Source organism: Vibrio sp. D417a (assembly GCF_030248595.1).
GTDB lineage: Bacteria > Pseudomonadota > Gammaproteobacteria > Enterobacterales > Vibrionaceae > Vibrio > Vibrio alginolyticus.
Map to the genome: position 1 here is coordinate 74,660 of NZ_JAHGAM010000019.1, position 15,712 is coordinate 90,371.

Annotated in this window: 17 protein-coding genes; 8 read left to right on the top strand and 9 right to left on the bottom strand. The window is 42.1% G+C overall.

What is annotated here, in order from left to right:
* Positions 1–65: 65 nt before the first annotated feature.
* The gene (locus KI742_RS18205) at positions 66–950 is read left to right on the top strand and encodes a LysR family transcriptional regulator (RefSeq protein ID WP_285385049.1); all 885 of its coding nucleotides are present in this window, start codon (positions 66–68) and stop codon (positions 948–950) included.
* Between the two features lie 568 nt (positions 951–1,518).
* On the opposite strand, the gene KI742_RS18210 is transcribed toward KI742_RS18205, so the two are convergent.
* A complete protein-coding gene (locus KI742_RS18210; protein WP_285385048.1) occupies positions 1,519–1,704 on the bottom strand; it encodes an AlpA family transcriptional regulator in 186 nt (61 codons plus the stop codon).
* A 161-nt stretch (positions 1,705–1,865) separates the two neighbouring features.
* Positions 1,866–2,303: an RNase H family protein gene (locus KI742_RS18215; protein ID WP_285385047.1), complete on the bottom strand. Its 438-nt coding sequence runs from the start codon at positions 2,301–2,303 to the stop codon at positions 1,866–1,868.
* 227 nt (positions 2,304–2,530) lie between these two features.
* Between KI742_RS18215 and radC the strand changes: the two genes are divergently transcribed.
* The 6 genes from radC (at position 2,531) to KI742_RS18245 (ending at position 6,516) form a co-directional block, all read left to right on the top strand.
* Positions 2,531–3,007, top strand: coding sequence for a DNA repair protein RadC (radC, locus tag KI742_RS18220; protein WP_285385046.1), 477 nt, complete (start codon positions 2,531–2,533; stop codon positions 3,005–3,007).
* Positions 3,004–3,429, top strand: coding sequence for a DUF2787 family protein (locus KI742_RS18225; protein WP_213906804.1), 426 nt, complete (start codon positions 3,004–3,006; stop codon positions 3,427–3,429). Before radC ends, KI742_RS18225 begins: the two co-directional genes overlap by 4 nt.
* Before the next feature lie 26 nt (positions 3,430–3,455).
* Entirely contained in the window at positions 3,456–3,884 is a 429-nt protein-coding gene (locus tag KI742_RS18230) for a DUF2787 family protein (protein ID WP_285385045.1), read from the top strand.
* A 220-nt stretch (positions 3,885–4,104) separates the two neighbouring features.
* Positions 4,105–4,935, top strand: coding sequence for a hypothetical protein (locus KI742_RS18235; protein ID WP_285385043.1), 831 nt, complete (start codon positions 4,105–4,107; stop codon positions 4,933–4,935).
* A gap of 418 nt (positions 4,936–5,353) precedes the next feature.
* Positions 5,354–5,914 carry a tyrosine-type recombinase/integrase gene (locus tag KI742_RS18240; protein ID WP_213906802.1) on the top strand — a complete coding sequence of 187 codons (561 nt, stop codon included), beginning with the start codon at positions 5,354–5,356 and terminating at the stop codon, positions 5,912–5,914.
* 101 nt (positions 5,915–6,015) lie between these two features.
* Positions 6,016–6,516, top strand: a complete 501-nt coding sequence (locus KI742_RS18245) for a lecithin retinol acyltransferase family protein (protein WP_285385042.1) — start codon at positions 6,016–6,018, stop codon at positions 6,514–6,516.
* 51 nt (positions 6,517–6,567) lie between these two features.
* Here KI742_RS18245 and KI742_RS18250 read toward each other — a convergent pair whose 3' ends face one another.
* Positions 6,568–7,224 carry an inovirus Gp2 family protein gene (locus tag KI742_RS18250; RefSeq protein WP_238844888.1) on the bottom strand — a complete coding sequence of 219 codons (657 nt, stop codon included), beginning with the start codon at positions 7,222–7,224 and terminating at the stop codon, positions 6,568–6,570.
* A 446-nt stretch (positions 7,225–7,670) separates the two neighbouring features.
* On the opposite strand from KI742_RS18250, the gene KI742_RS18255 reads away from it, so the two are divergent.
* Positions 7,671–8,648 carry a hypothetical protein gene (locus tag KI742_RS18255; RefSeq protein WP_285385039.1) on the top strand — a complete coding sequence of 326 codons (978 nt, stop codon included), beginning with the start codon at positions 7,671–7,673 and terminating at the stop codon, positions 8,646–8,648.
* A gap of 175 nt (positions 8,649–8,823) precedes the next feature.
* Here the strand turns inward: KI742_RS18255 and KI742_RS18260 are convergent, their stop codons facing one another.
* The 6 genes from KI742_RS18260 to KI742_RS18285 all read right to left on the bottom strand — a co-directional run bounded on the left by KI742_RS18260 (position 8,824) and on the right by KI742_RS18285 (position 15,095).
* A complete protein-coding gene (locus tag KI742_RS18260) occupies positions 8,824–9,249 on the bottom strand; it encodes a phosphate-starvation-inducible protein PsiE (protein ID WP_025768316.1) in 426 nt (141 codons plus the stop codon).
* A gap of 168 nt (positions 9,250–9,417) precedes the next feature.
* On the bottom strand, positions 9,418–10,257 hold the full coding sequence (locus tag KI742_RS18265) for an ABC transporter ATP-binding protein (protein WP_104975751.1): 840 nt from the start codon (positions 10,255–10,257) through the stop codon (positions 9,418–9,420).
* A 35-nt stretch (positions 10,258–10,292) separates the two neighbouring features.
* Positions 10,293–11,150, bottom strand: a complete 858-nt coding sequence (locus KI742_RS18270; protein WP_005379371.1) for an ABC transporter ATP-binding protein — start codon at positions 11,148–11,150, stop codon at positions 10,293–10,295.
* A gap of 9 nt (positions 11,151–11,159) precedes the next feature.
* Positions 11,160–12,986, bottom strand: coding sequence for an extracellular solute-binding protein (locus KI742_RS18275; RefSeq protein ID WP_285385038.1), 1,827 nt, complete (start codon positions 12,984–12,986; stop codon positions 11,160–11,162).
* A 38-nt stretch (positions 12,987–13,024) separates the two neighbouring features.
* Positions 13,025–14,068, bottom strand: a complete 1,044-nt coding sequence (locus KI742_RS18280; RefSeq protein WP_285385037.1) for an ABC transporter permease — start codon at positions 14,066–14,068, stop codon at positions 13,025–13,027.
* Between the two features lies 1 nt (position 14,069).
* Positions 14,070–15,095, bottom strand: coding sequence for an ABC transporter permease subunit (locus tag KI742_RS18285; RefSeq protein WP_005384771.1), 1,026 nt, complete (start codon positions 15,093–15,095; stop codon positions 14,070–14,072).
* Between the last annotated feature and the right edge of the window lie 617 nt (positions 15,096–15,712).

Here is a 15,712-nt window from a genome sequence, read left to right on the forward strand (position 1 = left end):
TACAATAATAATGTACATTTTGTGGATAAATGTAATTCTGAGGTCAGCGGGGATAAGGGAGTTTTATGGACACTATTGAAGCGATGCGTGTTTTTGTGAATGTGGCGCGTCAAAAATCCTTTACTCAAGGGGCAAAGCAATCTGACCTAAGTACGAAGCTCGCAAGTAAGTATGTTCGGCAACTTGAAGCGAGATTAGATGCACAACTGTTTTATCGAACTACACGCAGCGTGACATTAACTGAAACAGGGCGCGCTTACTATGAACGCTGCCTACCTATGCTAGAGCAATTTGATGAACTCGAAGACCTAGTACAAGATCGCCAGAAAGAGCTTTCCGGGACTATCCGGTTAACAGCATCAACGGGTTTTGGAAGCAAAGAGTTGATAGAGCCGCTTATAAGCTACCAAAAGCAGCATCCAGCAGTAAAAGTCGAGCTTCAACTGTCAGACAGGCATGTCGCGGTAGTGGAAGAAGGTGTAGATATTGCAATAAGGTTTGGTAAGCTGCAAGATTCGAACTTAATGGCACGAAAACTAAAGGATATGCGGGTGGTATTTTTTGCTTCCCCAGACTATCTAAGTATCAATGGTCGGCCTTCTCATCCTGAAGAACTTATCAATCATAACTGCCTGCTTTTCCGTAGCTCCACTGATTCGAAAAACTGGCATTTTAATCTCAATGGCCAAGTCGTTTCTTACCCAGTATCCGGAACTTTTAATGCAGATTCGCCAAGGGCAATTACCAATATGTCGCGTGGTGGTTTAGGTATTGGAGTTGGACCGTATTACGCCGTCGAAACCTATGTCAAATCAGGTGATCTCGAGTTGCTTTTCGAAGAGATGGAGGTGGAACCGATGGGGTTATACGCCGTGTATCCAGAGAACCGACATTTAACGGCAAGAATTAGAGCCCTAATCGATCATCTTGTTGCTTGGTTTAAGGACTAAACACTGGCCAGAAAATAGAAGGCAGAAGATTCAAGAAATAGGTCTTGCCTTGAGCTTGAATTTTCTTCAATAAATAATATATAAAGGAAACTTCGCAAACATTATCCTTGTAAACTAAATCCCCAACTATGAGTTACGATACAAATAGCCCAACAGTGCCACCCTAGTGTATCGCTAATATCTTGAATAAAAATTTAGGTCAAGATCTCATTCGTGACGCATTTGAATAATTAGCTCTACAGCTTGGCCCAGTAGGTCACCATTGATTCGTTCCAGCTTTTTCTTAAGCGTCTTACAAATTTACAATACTCAACACCTTCTAACTTCACCCGAGTGGGAGAAAGAAATACTCTGTATGAACATCGAGCTCTTGTGCCAGCTTCAACGAGTCTGAAGATGAGGGCATTGTCGCAGTTTTTAATGACGTTGCTTATGCACTCTTTGATAGCCTTGCGCGCTCTGTTCTAGGCATACTACAAACATGGCTTCCTCACTAGCAACGTCTTGGTTTATAAAATTGATAACCTGTAGATAATACAAACCTTATCTGTGTCATTTTCTATCTGATTTACAGTTCAGAGTTCTCCATTTTACTCATCATCCAATCTTCAACCGCCTTTTCATCCCAGGCCTTACGTTTACCTGATACTGTGAAGTTTTTTGGAAACTCCCCATTTTTCATTAGCTTATAGATGGTACTTTTGCATAGTGTTGTTTTGGTTTCCACTTGCTCTAAATTAAGAAAATTCAACATTTTAAAACCTTGTTATGTAGTTCAACTCATAACAAAGGCCCCTATGTAATTTTTTACTTTTCCTACTACCCTACTCTGAGGCTACAGCTAACAATTCCTGTAAAGAGCAACACACAAAGATGAATCACTTGCTGGCACTACCAGCAAGTGATTCATTTTCATTACAACTGACGGTTCGCCGCTGCGAGAGCGTATCTATAAGCTGCATCTTTTCCTGCGGAACAGGCAGCGACTTTTCTCACCTCAACACGCATCTCCGCGCTTCTTTCATCCACCAGTCGCCAAAGGTCTTCATTAGCTACTGTTTCTTTATTTGCCTTACGCCAATCTCGTTTCTTCCAACCTTCTAGCCACTCATTAAAACCCTTAACGCAATAATCGCTGCTTGAATAGATAATATCTCCACCTTTTGCATGCTTTAACCCAAAAGCAAGCGCCGATAGGTCTAGATAAGCCCGGTCTGTGACATAGTCAAAATACTCCCAATCTTCATGATCAATACACCCATTAGCATCAAGTGCTATGTACGCAATACCACCAACAAGACGACCTCTTTGCTTTCTCACCATCGCAGCTTCTACATAAATTTCTATACTCATTGTCATACTCTCCAGAGACTAGAAGCCGATACATTCTCTGATTCGGCTTGATTGTTAATAACTTGCTTTACAGCGATTTCTACATAACAACGGCAAGTCAGTTATTTTTTACCTGTCTCTGGACACGCTTGCTTTCTCCCCTCCAATTCCTGACAAGCCTGATTTAAAACCCTTTCAGATATATTTCATCAGTACGCATAACCAAACAGATACCCCAAGGAGCCCTTATGCGTACCCAAAAGACTGACCATGACTACCCCTTTGAGACTTCAGAACTCAATGAGCTGCTAGAGCGTGCAGCCGAAGCTCTAGCTACGAAATACAAACGTGAAGGCACGTTCACTAATCCAACCAATGTTAAAGAATACCTAAAGCTCAAATTAGGAGCACATGAGCGTGAAGTGTTTGCCGTGATGTTTCTTGATAATCAACATCAATTGATCAGTTTTGAAGAGTTGTTCTTTGGCACGATTGACGCCGCTTCGATTTATCCCCGTGAAGTATTGAAGACAGCACTAAACCACAACGCTGCCGCGGTGATTTTTGCCCATAACCATCCTTCCGGCATTGCTGAGCCTAGCCAAGCCGACAAACGCATTACTCAGCGACTTATCGACGCTCTAAAGCTCGTGGATATCCGTGTCTTAGACCACATCGTAGTTGGTGAAGACTGTGTCTCATTCGCTGAAAAGGGGTGGATATGAGTGATTTTATTGTTTCCGGGCTTAATGATGAGCTCGTTACTCCAATGCATTGCTTTCTTGATGCCCTGCTATTGGACAGCACCATTCCTAATACAGTTGAACGATTGGCGTTAAACATTCGTTCTCAAGAGACTGACCAACGATTTCAGCCGATTGAAATTCAATTAGAACGCACATCCAGTGATTCGCCCTGGCGGCTTCGCTTTATCGCCACCTTTGATGTCGTCGTCACTGGCACGCCACAAAAAGAGTTATCGCTGTATTTCAACTTCGCAGGGTGTTGGTTCTATCACCCTGAAATTAAGCAGTGCAGCTTACAACGGCCAGAAGTACAAACCTTACTCGCCAGTTGGCTTAAAGCAGTCACTCGCTCGCTCATCGCACACTCTGCAATCTCAATCGACATTACCCCCATTCGCTAATCTCAATTTCCCTCAAAGAGGTCACTATGAATCAAGCTGCTAACCTGGCTATGTTCGCGTGCAAGCGAGCCAAGCCTTCACGCCAACTCAAAGACTTAATCAAACGCTCTATTCATGATGTTAATTACCGAGGGCGGCTAACTATCCGTTTTAAGGACACCAGTTGCCACCCGAAAGAAGGAGGGTTTCATCCTGTCTCTATAACTATCGATATTAAAGACAGCCATATTGCCATTAGGGAGATAACGGACCGCGTTTATGTTGGTGACGAGACACCGGAACTGGTTCCCGACCTGACTTTTGATTTTGCTAACAACGTCGCTTTCGCTCGCTTTAGCGGCTGGCTGGGCATGCACCTACAAGAAACCACGGAGCTGTATGAAATGTGGGAGTGTAACTTTCTAGCTTATGTAGCAATTGGCGTATATGACTCAATAAAAGTAATCGGCGCCTAAACCCAACTTTTAATTTCATAGAAAATGTAAGTTTTATCAATAAATTCAACCAGACGCATAGAAAAAGCCATACCTATATATGTATAGTGCCGAACGATATAAGTATATCCGTTCAGCGTGGCGGGCAATCCATCACTAACTTGGCTATTAACTGGGTTGGTGATGCCACTTATTAGGAAGGTACTACTTAACAATTAATCAATGATTCTAAGGATAAATAATGTCAGTAAAAAAGCAGTTTCTACTGAGTTTAACGGCTATCGCCGCCACTATTTCACTATCAGGTTGTGAGGGTGACATAGAGTCACTTCAAAACCAACCTTTTAGCTACATCAATATAGATAACGAAATTATCCAATACGAACGATCATTCACTATTAATCAAGCTTTCAACAATCGCCAGATATGTGAAGAGGTAAACTGGGAAACTTTCGAAGATAGTCGCGAGAGAACCATCGTACAGTACCAGTGTGACTTTAAACAATTAACCAAAGCAATTAACACTCAGATTGAAGATGAGAGGTCTGAGAAAATTGAAAGGCTAACCGAAGAGTACAAAAAGTTAGTCAAAGATCTGGAGCTAAAATCCACACTAGAGAAACGTTTAGAAGAAACAGCGAAGATTGAAAACATTATTAAAAAGCTTGAAGCCGAAAGGCCGATCAAAGACAGCCTTATGCGAGTAGAACGTTCCGAATGGAAGATGAAGAAAGAGTTTCCGCAAGGATTAGAACCTAGAGTCAACGAGATCAATGATAAATATGCAGATATCATATCTCCAGTGAAAATCAGTGAAATTTATCAATGGTCTACCACTCCAGATGAAACTTATGTATTTTCTTACAATGGCTTTAGCACAGAGATGTCTGACGGTACTCATGTTGACTGTCAAATAGACCTTTTTGATTCTCTCCAAAATATCTACAAAGATAATAATGCACTAAGTTATATGTCATTAACCAAAACGATACTGCATTGGACTCAAGGCATGAATGGCTTGAGTAATAACGACATTATCCACTTACGTGATCTAAAGTGTAAACGTACGTAAAATGTTCATAAGCCTTGAGTCGTTCTCAGGGCTTTTTTGATACAACAACTAAAATCATCTTTCACCATAAAGCATAGATGCTCTCAGCTCACTGCATCATCATAACAAGAAAAGCTAGAAACATAGACCTCTGCTTTTTCTCATCGACAAAACCAACCTAACCCCATGCTTTACAGCTTAAATCACCCCTATTGTGCAAGAGTTTAAATCTCTTGTTTGAGGTTTGACACTTCGTAAAACCTTAGCACTTTCAGTAACCAAGCATTCAACAAAACCACCAGCATAGAGCTACTCCGATGCCTGCTTCCCATATTGTTAAAACGGGAAGCTTCAATCCCTTATTGCACAAGGGTTTCTTGATATCGTCGGCTCTGTGCTTCCCAAAACATCCTTATACAGACAAAAAAGGAAGCAGATTATGGCTGAGGTCCAAGCAATCAAAGATGATGACACCATACGCCTGATTGGTCATTTACTGAGTATTCGTTGTAATCCACAAATGGCCGATGTGTGGCATATCGGATTAAACCTGGCACTTCGGATTTCTGATTTGTTATCGATCCGCTTTGAAGACATTCATGGTGACCGACTCATTATTCGTGAAAGCAAAACCGGCAAGCTGGCAAACATTCAGCTCAATACCAAAGCGCAGCAGTATATTGCTAGATTAAGGGAGCAACATCCCGACCACATCTATTTGTTTCAATCCCACCGATGCCAACAGTTGAAAAACAAACCACCGCAGCCAATCACGCGACGTGCTGTGTCCATGGCATTTCAACAAGTAGGCCAAGAGCTAAATATCGCTTTAGGTACTCATTCGATGAGAAAGACGCGAGGTTACTTTCTTTACCAATCTACAAAGGATATAGGCCGTGTCATGAAAATGCTTCGTCACACATCTGAGGGCGTCACCCTTCGCTATATCGGTATCACTCAAGATGAAGTCGATAAAGACTTTGTTTCTCTTGAGCTTTAAGCCTGGTCATTTAGTGAGGGAGCGGGACCGTCAATCCCTTATAAACATTAAGCTCAGAGCCTTTTTTAGTTTCGCGATTATTACATTTGAGAGCAAATAACATGAACCCATATAACGCAATAGGAAGCTTTGTTGTAGGCAGCTTATCGAAAAGCTTAATCCAAAATTTATTCTGGAAAACGGATACCCCAGTAAGAGGGAGCATTGTGTATTGCGATCTCGCGTTTGGATATGCTGAGCATTCGGGTGTCTACGTGGGAAATGGACGTATCATCCACCGTAATGGCAAAGGTCTTATCGAAGCTGTGTCAATTCATCAATTCCTAGCAGATACCACAGCCCTTTCCATTTACGTGAGTTGCAATGCTCAGGGCCATTCCATTGGTAATGAGCAATGCGCTCAAATAGCAGAAGCTATGCTAGGTGTACAAACAAACTATTCCCTGTTAAATGAAAACTGTCATCAGTTCTGTAGCCACTGTCTAAGCGGTGATATCTTCTCTAACACTTTCACATTGACTCAGCTTAAAGGTGACGCTCGTACGCACATTCAAGCGAGCCAGTGGCGTGTATGGGATTTAAGGCATCGTCATAAAGGATAAGGGGATTCTCTCCCCTTTATTTTTTGTCGGAATCGAAAAGTGAGTGATAGATTACCGATAACTATTACCAAAACATCGATTTCCTTCACCGTAGTTCTTGGTCCTTCTTTTTGCCAGGTAGCTAATTCTGTAAAACAGCTCACTATACCAATAAGAAAAATCTTTGTGGTTTGAGTCCAAATAGTAGCCATGATTTCTAGGGAAATAGACCAAACGATGACAATCTTCGGCTTCACACCCAAGTGCACTCGCCCAGGATTTTATCACTAAAGCGGCTAAACTATCTTTCCCTGAATAGTCACCCGCCCTGCAAAATCGTTCTTTATTGAGAAACAAAACTACATGATAGTGATCGTTATATGATGTATCTCGTTCTCTTGCCCAGGCATATCTGACATTACATGAATGAACTCTTTTTCCCTCTCGACGCTTCTTTCGCGCCTGAGCATCCATTCTAGCGCTCAGGGACTCTATAAAACGCTTCATCAAATTTGTTCGCCTGAGGTTGTAGCTGACTATTTCATCACGGCTAAGACAATCGAAGAAGCTATCATCAACTGGCAACCTGAGATCTACTCGAATAGCATACACTCTCGAGTACTCTTCTAGAGCGTTGTTCATTGTCGTGAGCAATCTGTCGAGATAGAGCTGGTTATTTTCCTCCAATGAACCTTGAATAGTTAGGCCATGGTAAGTTGATTCTTTCATGAGTTGGTTCCTGTGTAATTCATCCACAGATATCCCTACTCACCTTATTTTTTACCTTAGCTCTACCACCTACTTAAGGTAGGTATAATTCCTATAGTTGCTCCCCTTGTTTTCAGATAATAGTCATACCGACACTTCTACTACTCCGTTACTTAGTCACAAACGTTGCAGGGCAATGCTGCATGTAATACGGAAATCCTGTAATCCACTCAGAAGTTATCTAATTAGAGCAGATAACAATGTATAGCTACCATCGTAGTAAAATCTATCCAACCCTAGGTATATCGATAATATAGATTTAAATCAAAGACAATTAAATCAACATTAAATTACTGTGTAATCAAAAAACAACAAGCATAAAACAAACATAAAATTTTGATAAATCACTGTGAAAAACTTATGTAATTGATTAGTATTACTGTATATTTTTTTATGAGTCAGTTCTAATGGATGATCGAAAAGCGTTACATGCTCACTCTTGGCGAGAAGCTATTTACTATGAAGAAGAGCTCGAAGAACTCCTCAATATCAAAAGGGGTTTAATTGAAGAAAGCGAAACAATTGATGATGCAAACCATGCCCTAAACAATGAAATAGGACGTATAGAGAATGGTTCAGAAAAACAAGAATTGATCAATCGGCTCATAACGGATTTCACTAATAAGCATCAATTAGCAAATGAGGAGCTTACATACCTCAAGAATAGTTACAGGGCCTGTGGATTCTGCATCACATTATTAATGAGCCATGCAGACAATAGAGAGATCTTTGGCAACTCAGACAGAAAAAATAGAGAGAAATACAACTTCACGCCTCTTGATAACAACACTCGCAACTTGCCATCTTTTGATTCTTTTATCAGAACTCCTTTCAACATCAAAGTAATAATGCCTCGTAAGAAAGTGCATTCATTAACAGGGCAAAAATCACGCTATCGCCTAATTAGAAAAGCTTTCTTTGAGAGTAATATTGACCTTAATGGACAAGAATACCTAATCGATTTAATCAATGATTTGTGGCACAGATGTTACTCATCAAACAATCATAAAAAACTTGTGAAGTGGTTTGACCGAAAGAACCAAGATCAAATTGAGTCATGCATTGATTACCTAAACAATAACCTACGCCGATTTTCATTACCTTGGAAACCCATTGACTTAGATGAAAGCTACCATGCACTGATAGCATACTTTGATTATCAACTCTTAATGCATCCAGCAGAAACTGAATTAACAATTCGAAAGATGAAAGCTGCATGGAATCAGAAGAAATTCAGAGAGAAGAATAATGGCAAAAGGCCATACAGCGTTTCAATGACTGACAGAACTAAAGAGCGATTGATGTGGTTAGTCAGACAAGAAGATAGCAATATTAGCAATGTAATCAAGAAACTCGTCGATGAGAGATATGAGAAATTGCGATAAGCCAATTGGTGGTTATATTGGTGGTTAAAAAAGAAAAACCCAAACAAGTAACAAATTAAATCATTGATATAAATAAATTTTTTAAAACCAATCAACATTCAGATCCAAAACATTGAATGATCTAAAAGTCATCGAGTATTGAAACAAAAAAGCCCCGCTAATACGGGGCTTTCTTTTATTCGTCTTTTTCCAAGGTACTGTTATCAACGTAGGGCCAATAATGATGTCCAATTCTGATCAGCAAAGTAGCCGCAGCCAAAATAAACGCAGCCAGAGATAACCACACAACCAAAACTGCATCCAGCTCTTTCATTCCGAGAGTGATATAGCGGGCGATCGCCATCATCGCGATGTAGATAGGATAGCGTACCGGAATTTTACCGTTCATCACGAACTGCTGCACCATGGCGAGCACTTCCAGATAGATAAACATCAAAAGAATATCTGTGAGTAAGACACGCTTCTCTACAAATACGTGCACAAACTCTTGCATCATGGCGTACAACGTCGCCAAGGTAATAGAGACTAATAACACCGCCTCCAAAATATGGAAGATTTTCAGGAAAGGTCGACTAAAGGATTTCGGTAAATTCGACGGCATGGTCCATTATCCAAACAAAGAAAATAGGCCTTGAGTTTAGCATGCAACGATCTTCAATCAATCAGAATAAACATCAGTGCGAATCGACTCCAAGTCCTGGCATTTGCTTATAAAAACGCTCCGCTTATTTGGCGGAGCGCTTTTGTGTTATAGGACCTGTGGCATCACTTACGCCACTTGCTGCTTTTTTTCAGCTACGCGCTTTTTCTTCCGATATTTAGGGTGAGTGATCGGAATCGCAGATAGGAGTTTTTTGGTGTATTCGTTTTGCGGGTTTGCATAAATTTCTTTAGCACTGCCTGCTTCTACCACTTTGCCAAAATACATCACGGCAACTTTGTCAGAAACATGTTTCACCACCGAGAGATCGTGAGAGATAAATATGATCGCCAAGTTCATTTCTTGTTGCAGTTGTAGCAATAGGTTCAAGATTTGCGCCTGTACCGACACATCTAACGCAGATACCGATTCATCACAAATCAGCAGTTTAGGCTTCAATGCAATCGCGCGAGCGATACCGATACGCTGCCGTTGTCCGCCTGAAAATTCATGTGGATAACGGTTTACTGCCGTTTCTGGTAATCCCACTTTGATTAAAAGCTCTTTTACCCATTGTTTACGCTCTGTTGGCGTGCCAATTTTATGAATAACAAACGGTTCTTCCAGAATCATACCGATGGTATGACGCTGATTGAGTGACTCCATTGGGTCTTGAAAGACGATTTGCATGTCTTTACGCAGCGATCGCATCTCTTTGACAGACAGTTTAGTGATGTCTTTACCTTCAAAGAAAATCTTACCTTCCGTTGGCTCGTATAACTTTAAGATCGTGCGACCAAGGGTGCTTTTACCACAACCTGACTCACCAACTAGCCCCAGTGTTTCACCTTCAGAAACAGACAGTGAAACCCCGTCTACCGCTTTGATGGTGTAGCCTTTCTTGAACAGCCCTTTACCAGAAACAAAGTGCTGTTTAAGATTTTCAACTCTTAATACTTCTTTTGCCATAACATCCTCTTTTATGACTGGTTCACTTTGCCCAGTTAACTGGCAAACATACTGGCATCAATAGGCTTGATATCGATCATCTGCTTTGGCTCATTATCTAAGCTCGGCATCAACCCCATCAAACGCTCTGTGTATGGGTGCTGCGGGTTATCAAACAACTCAAAAATTTCTGCTTTTTCGACAATACGCCCACCATACATCACGGCAACATCATCACACACTTCTGCCACAACCCCGAGGTCGTGAGTGATGAAGATCATTGCCATGCCTGTTTCTTCCTGAAGCTCGTTCATCAGTTCAAGGATAGACGCCTGAACCGTAACATCCAACGCTGTAGTCGGTTCATCACAAATCAGAATATCCGGCTTACAGGCCAATGCCATCGCGATCATGACACGCTGGCGCATACCACCAGATAGGTTATGGGGATACTCATTCAATCGCTTCTCTGGCATTGGGATTTTTACTTTTGCCAGCATCTCAATCGAGTACGCCTCCCGCTCCTTTTTGTCGAGCTCAGGTCGATGGAGCTCAAGCACTTCACATATTTGACGACCAATGGTGTGCACTGGGTTGAGCGCCGTCATTGGGTCTTGGAAGATGATCGAAATGCGATCGCCACGCATGGCGTACATCTCTTCCGCAGGCAAATCAACTAGGTTGGTGCCGCGATAATTCACTTCACCTTTAATGATGTTTCCATATGGCTTAGGTAATAGCCCCATGATCGACATTGAGGTTACGCTCTTACCACTACCTGACTCTCCCACCAGACCGAGTGTACGTCCAGCTCTCACATCAAAGTTCACACCATGCAGAACCTTCACTGGCCCATCATCGGTGGTAAATTCAACTTCGAGATCTTTAACACTTAGGATTACATCGTTTTCCATAACCAATCCTTACAGCTTATAAGTGTCATCTACGACAACAACAGGTTCAAAAGCTTTGCCTGACTTCATCGCTTGTTTCGTTTCTTTTTTGATATCACTATCAATCCAGTAAGTGCCATCGCCTATGATTGCACCACTGAACAGCGCCTCTGTCATGCGATTCATTGGCTTATCTGGAAACTTTAACCAGCGCCAGTGACCATAGCGGACATAAGGAACCATGTAGCCTGGGACGATAACGTGAGCATCAATGATGTCACGCTGAATCTCATGACCTAGCTGGATCTTTTTATCCATATCCATGCCAAAACGATACTCGATGATCTTTTCATCCAGTTCAGGCGTGCTGTAGTTTGTGAAAGAGTTAGTTTGCGGCTTGTTCGCATTGACTGAATGGAAATACTCCCAATACGTTGGGATCTCAGACGTACCCATATCTAAGAAAGCCAAATCGTGCTTTTTCTCACGTACGTATTTGAACATGGATGAGCCATCAACTAACTTGAGCTCAATATCCAGCCCTGCTAGCTTGGCTTGCTCACGCAAAAAGGCAATACGAGGAGTATGAACAGGTGTTCCGTAGGTCAGCTCGAAGCTTAAGCGCTCACCTTTATCATTGACACGAATACCATCAGAACCAATTTTGTTAAAGCCTGCGGCTTCGAATGCCTCGGCCGCTTTTGCGGGATCAAACTTCGGTGCCTTAGCATCTGGTAGGGTGTATTTACCATGACCATAACCGGTCGGGTTCGGTTTACGGGAGTAGTCGCCACGCATGACATTCTCTATCATGCCATCAAAGTCAATCGCGTAAGTAATGCCCTTGCGAATGTTTAAATCATCCAGCATAGGCATCGCGGTGTTCATCCATACACCACCAGCCCCAACTGGAAATTGGTTGTAACCCCAGAACTTTTGAATGTATCCCTTTTGGTAAGGTTCCGTATTCGATTTATCATGCCATAAGCTTGGTAAAACAAGACCAAATGCGTCCAGCTTCCCTTTCTCAAAGTGCTTCATCGCGATATCACTGTCGCGAATCACTGTGATGCGGATTTTGTCGACATTATAGCGATGTTGATAATACTTATTGCTGTAACCCCACCAGTCTTCACCGACATGTTTGAAGGTAACACTTTTACCTTTTTTAATGTCATCTAGGTAGTATGCACTGGTCGTTGGTTCACTTTTAAAATTGTAGTAGCGGACAAAGTTGTCATGTATACCGTCACCATTTTCATCTTTTGAAGGATTAGCATAAAAATGTGCGGGACGTGGGCGCAGCGCCCCCATTCGTAACAGCAATTCTTCCGGATTGAACTCTTTCGCCGCCTTAACAGCAAACGTATGAGTGTCGTACTTGATAACATCCGCAATCGTTTTGTTGTAGTAATCGTTGTACCAAGGCTCCAAGATGTCCTTGGAACGATAAAACTTCAGCATGAACACGAAATCGTCGGCAGTCACAGGTTTACCGTCCGACCATTTGGCTTCAGGGTTGAGTTTGAAATAGACCGTTTTGTTGTCACCTGCTAACGCCCACTCGTTAGCAAGCTCAGGGATGAACTCTAAAGTATCTGGGTGGCGGACCACCAAGCCTGGAGTTTCATCTAAGATAAAAGAACGTAGCCCTGCATTAGCGTCTGGACCAACACTACGTAACGTCTGCGGGAAACTTGACATAAAGGTGCGATAAGTCCCTCCACGTTTCGCTTCTGGCGAACCATATTGAGGCTCATCCCAGTTTGTTTGCCAGTTTAAGTCAGTCGGAAGCGTTGCTGACATTGCACCAAAACTCAGGGCGCTCAGCGTGGACGCTAAAAATAATTTCTTCATAAAACTTCCCTTTTTTATGTTTTGCTCACAATGCTCGCTTAAACATAGCGTGTGAATTTTTTCGGGTCGAAAGCCGCTCGAATGGCTTCACCAATAAAGGTCACCATTACCAGAACCAGAACTATAGAAGTCACTACTGACGCAACAATCCATGGCGAATCTAAGTTTGACTTACCTTGTTGCAGTAATTCCCCCCAACTTGGTGTTGGTGGCATCAAGCCTAAGCCTAGGTAATCGAGAGCAGTCAATGCTGTGATGTTAGCTGCAATAGTGAAAGGTGCTAGGGTTACAATAATCACCATCGTATTTGGCAAGATGTGATTAAACAAGATACGTCCAGTCGATGCCCCTAAAGCACGTGCCGCCATTACGTATTCTCGTGCCGCTTCTTTATAGGTCATGGTCCGCATGTACCATGTCATCCCCATCCAAGTGAAAAGCACGTTAATAGCGACAAAGAGAGCAAACGTCGGTTGAACGATTGAAACAAGAATCATTATGACGTACAAAAACGGGACCATTGACCAGATTTCGATAAGTCGCTGTACAAACAAGTCAAATTTACCGCCCCAAAAACCCATAGCACAACCGACTGCAGTACCGATCGCGTAGGAAATGGCCATCGTAAGCAACGCAAATCCCATCGCCGTTCTGAATCCGTAGACGAGTCGCGCCAAAATATCGCGACCTATCACATCTGTACCTAAATAATGCTTATTTTCGGCACTAGGTGCTGTTGGCGGGAAATCACCACTAAAATCTTGTTCATATGGGTTCCACGGCACAAGCGGCAAAATAACAAAGTTGTCGCCCCCTTCAGCCTCAAACGCTTTTTGCAGTACACGATAATCGGCTTCACTGGATGACTCTTGGCCGAATTCGCTACCTAAACGTACGTCACTGACAACAGGAAAATAGTAGCTACCATCGTACTTGACGACTAGCGCTTTACTGTTGATCAAAAGTTCGGCGAATAGAGAAAGGATCAACATGATAGAAAGAGCAAAAAACGACCAATAGCCTCGTTTGATCTCTTTAAAGTGACGAATTTTCTTTTGAGTTAATGGACTAACTTTAATCATGTTACGCTCCAAACTTCACACGTGGGTCGACTAAAGCAACACAAATATCTGAAATGATGTTACCAATGAGCAGTAACAACGCATTAATGGCGACAATACCCATAACAACAGGGTAATCACGCTCCATGATTGATTCGTAACCCAATAAGCCAATGCCATCAATATTGAAGATAACTTCAATCAGGAAAGCACCGGTCATGAAGAACAACAAAGAGTTACCAAAGTGACTCGCGATTGGAATTAAGCTGTTACGCAACGCGTGCTTACGAACTGCTTTTTTGAAAGGTAATCCTTTCGCAATTGCGGTGCGGATGTAATCTGAGGAAAGGTTTTCCATCAGGTTATTTTTCATTGTCATCGTCAGCGTGGCAAAATCACCAATGAGGTAACAGATCAAAGGCAACACCGCATGCCACATAATGTCTTTAGCGCGTTCAAAGAAGGTTTCGTAATCGTCGAAGTCATCGCCGACAAAACCTCCCATCGGAAACCATTCCAAGTGATAACTAAATAACGTGATCAGCAATACACCCACCACATAACCTGGTAGCGCGTAGCCTACGAAAATGAGTACTGAAGAAGCGGAATCAAACACAGAACCGTGCTTGAGTGCCTTATAGTAACCAAGAGGAATCGAGATAAAATAACTAATAAAGAAGGTCATGCCGCCATAAAACAACGACACTGGCAAACGCTCTGCGATCATGTCCGAGACAGGCTCGTAGTAACGCGTCGACTCGCCAAGATCTAGCATTACCAAACGACTTAACCACTCGACGTACGCTTCCGTTACTGGTTTATCCAGGCCATAAAACGCATTCAGCTCCGCGATTTGATCGTCAGAAAGGGCCGTATTACCACCAGCAGACGTCATTGATGCGGCGCCGTCCCCCTGGGACTGCATTTGTGACAACATGCGTTCAACAGGTCCGCCAGGCACGAAACGAGTGATAGCAAAGATGAGAATAGTTATCCCGAGAAACGTTGGGATAACCAACGCCAAACGGCGTAAAAAGTACGACAGCATATACAACTTGCTCCTTGTCTACTGTCCAGTTCAAACGGAGTGAAAGAGGATATTTTCCGCCCAAAATGGTGCATATTTATCTCGTAGTAACTAAAACTGTTGAAGCACACTCCCTGCGCCTCAAGAGCTAGACTTTTCTACTACTGCAATAATTTCAGCGTCATATTTATCTTGAATCCACATCAGCTTCAAGTGTTTGAAACCAAAACATGACAAACTTCCTTCGATGTCGAAAAACAGAAATGTTTTTGTAAAAAATTATAAAAAACCACAAAAATAATTCATACAGAATATCAATCTAGGCTGTTTAGAGCCAAAACCCTACATAAAAATGCACCCTACACACATAAATAGACACATGATCCAAGGTTATATTTGACCTAAAAATACGAGTGAGCCCTTTAACCGCAATGGGTATCATATTTTGATACCACCTAATAAGTTCGAGCTAACAAAGTATGGATTCGATATAAAACTCATCTCAGAACAATTCACTGGAAAAATATCTTTTTCCAGATTCAATTACCCACTAAAAAACCATAGGCAAGATAAGTCATTAAAGTTTATAAGAAACACAAAATACGGTGTTTTATTGAAATTTAATATCGATTCATAAA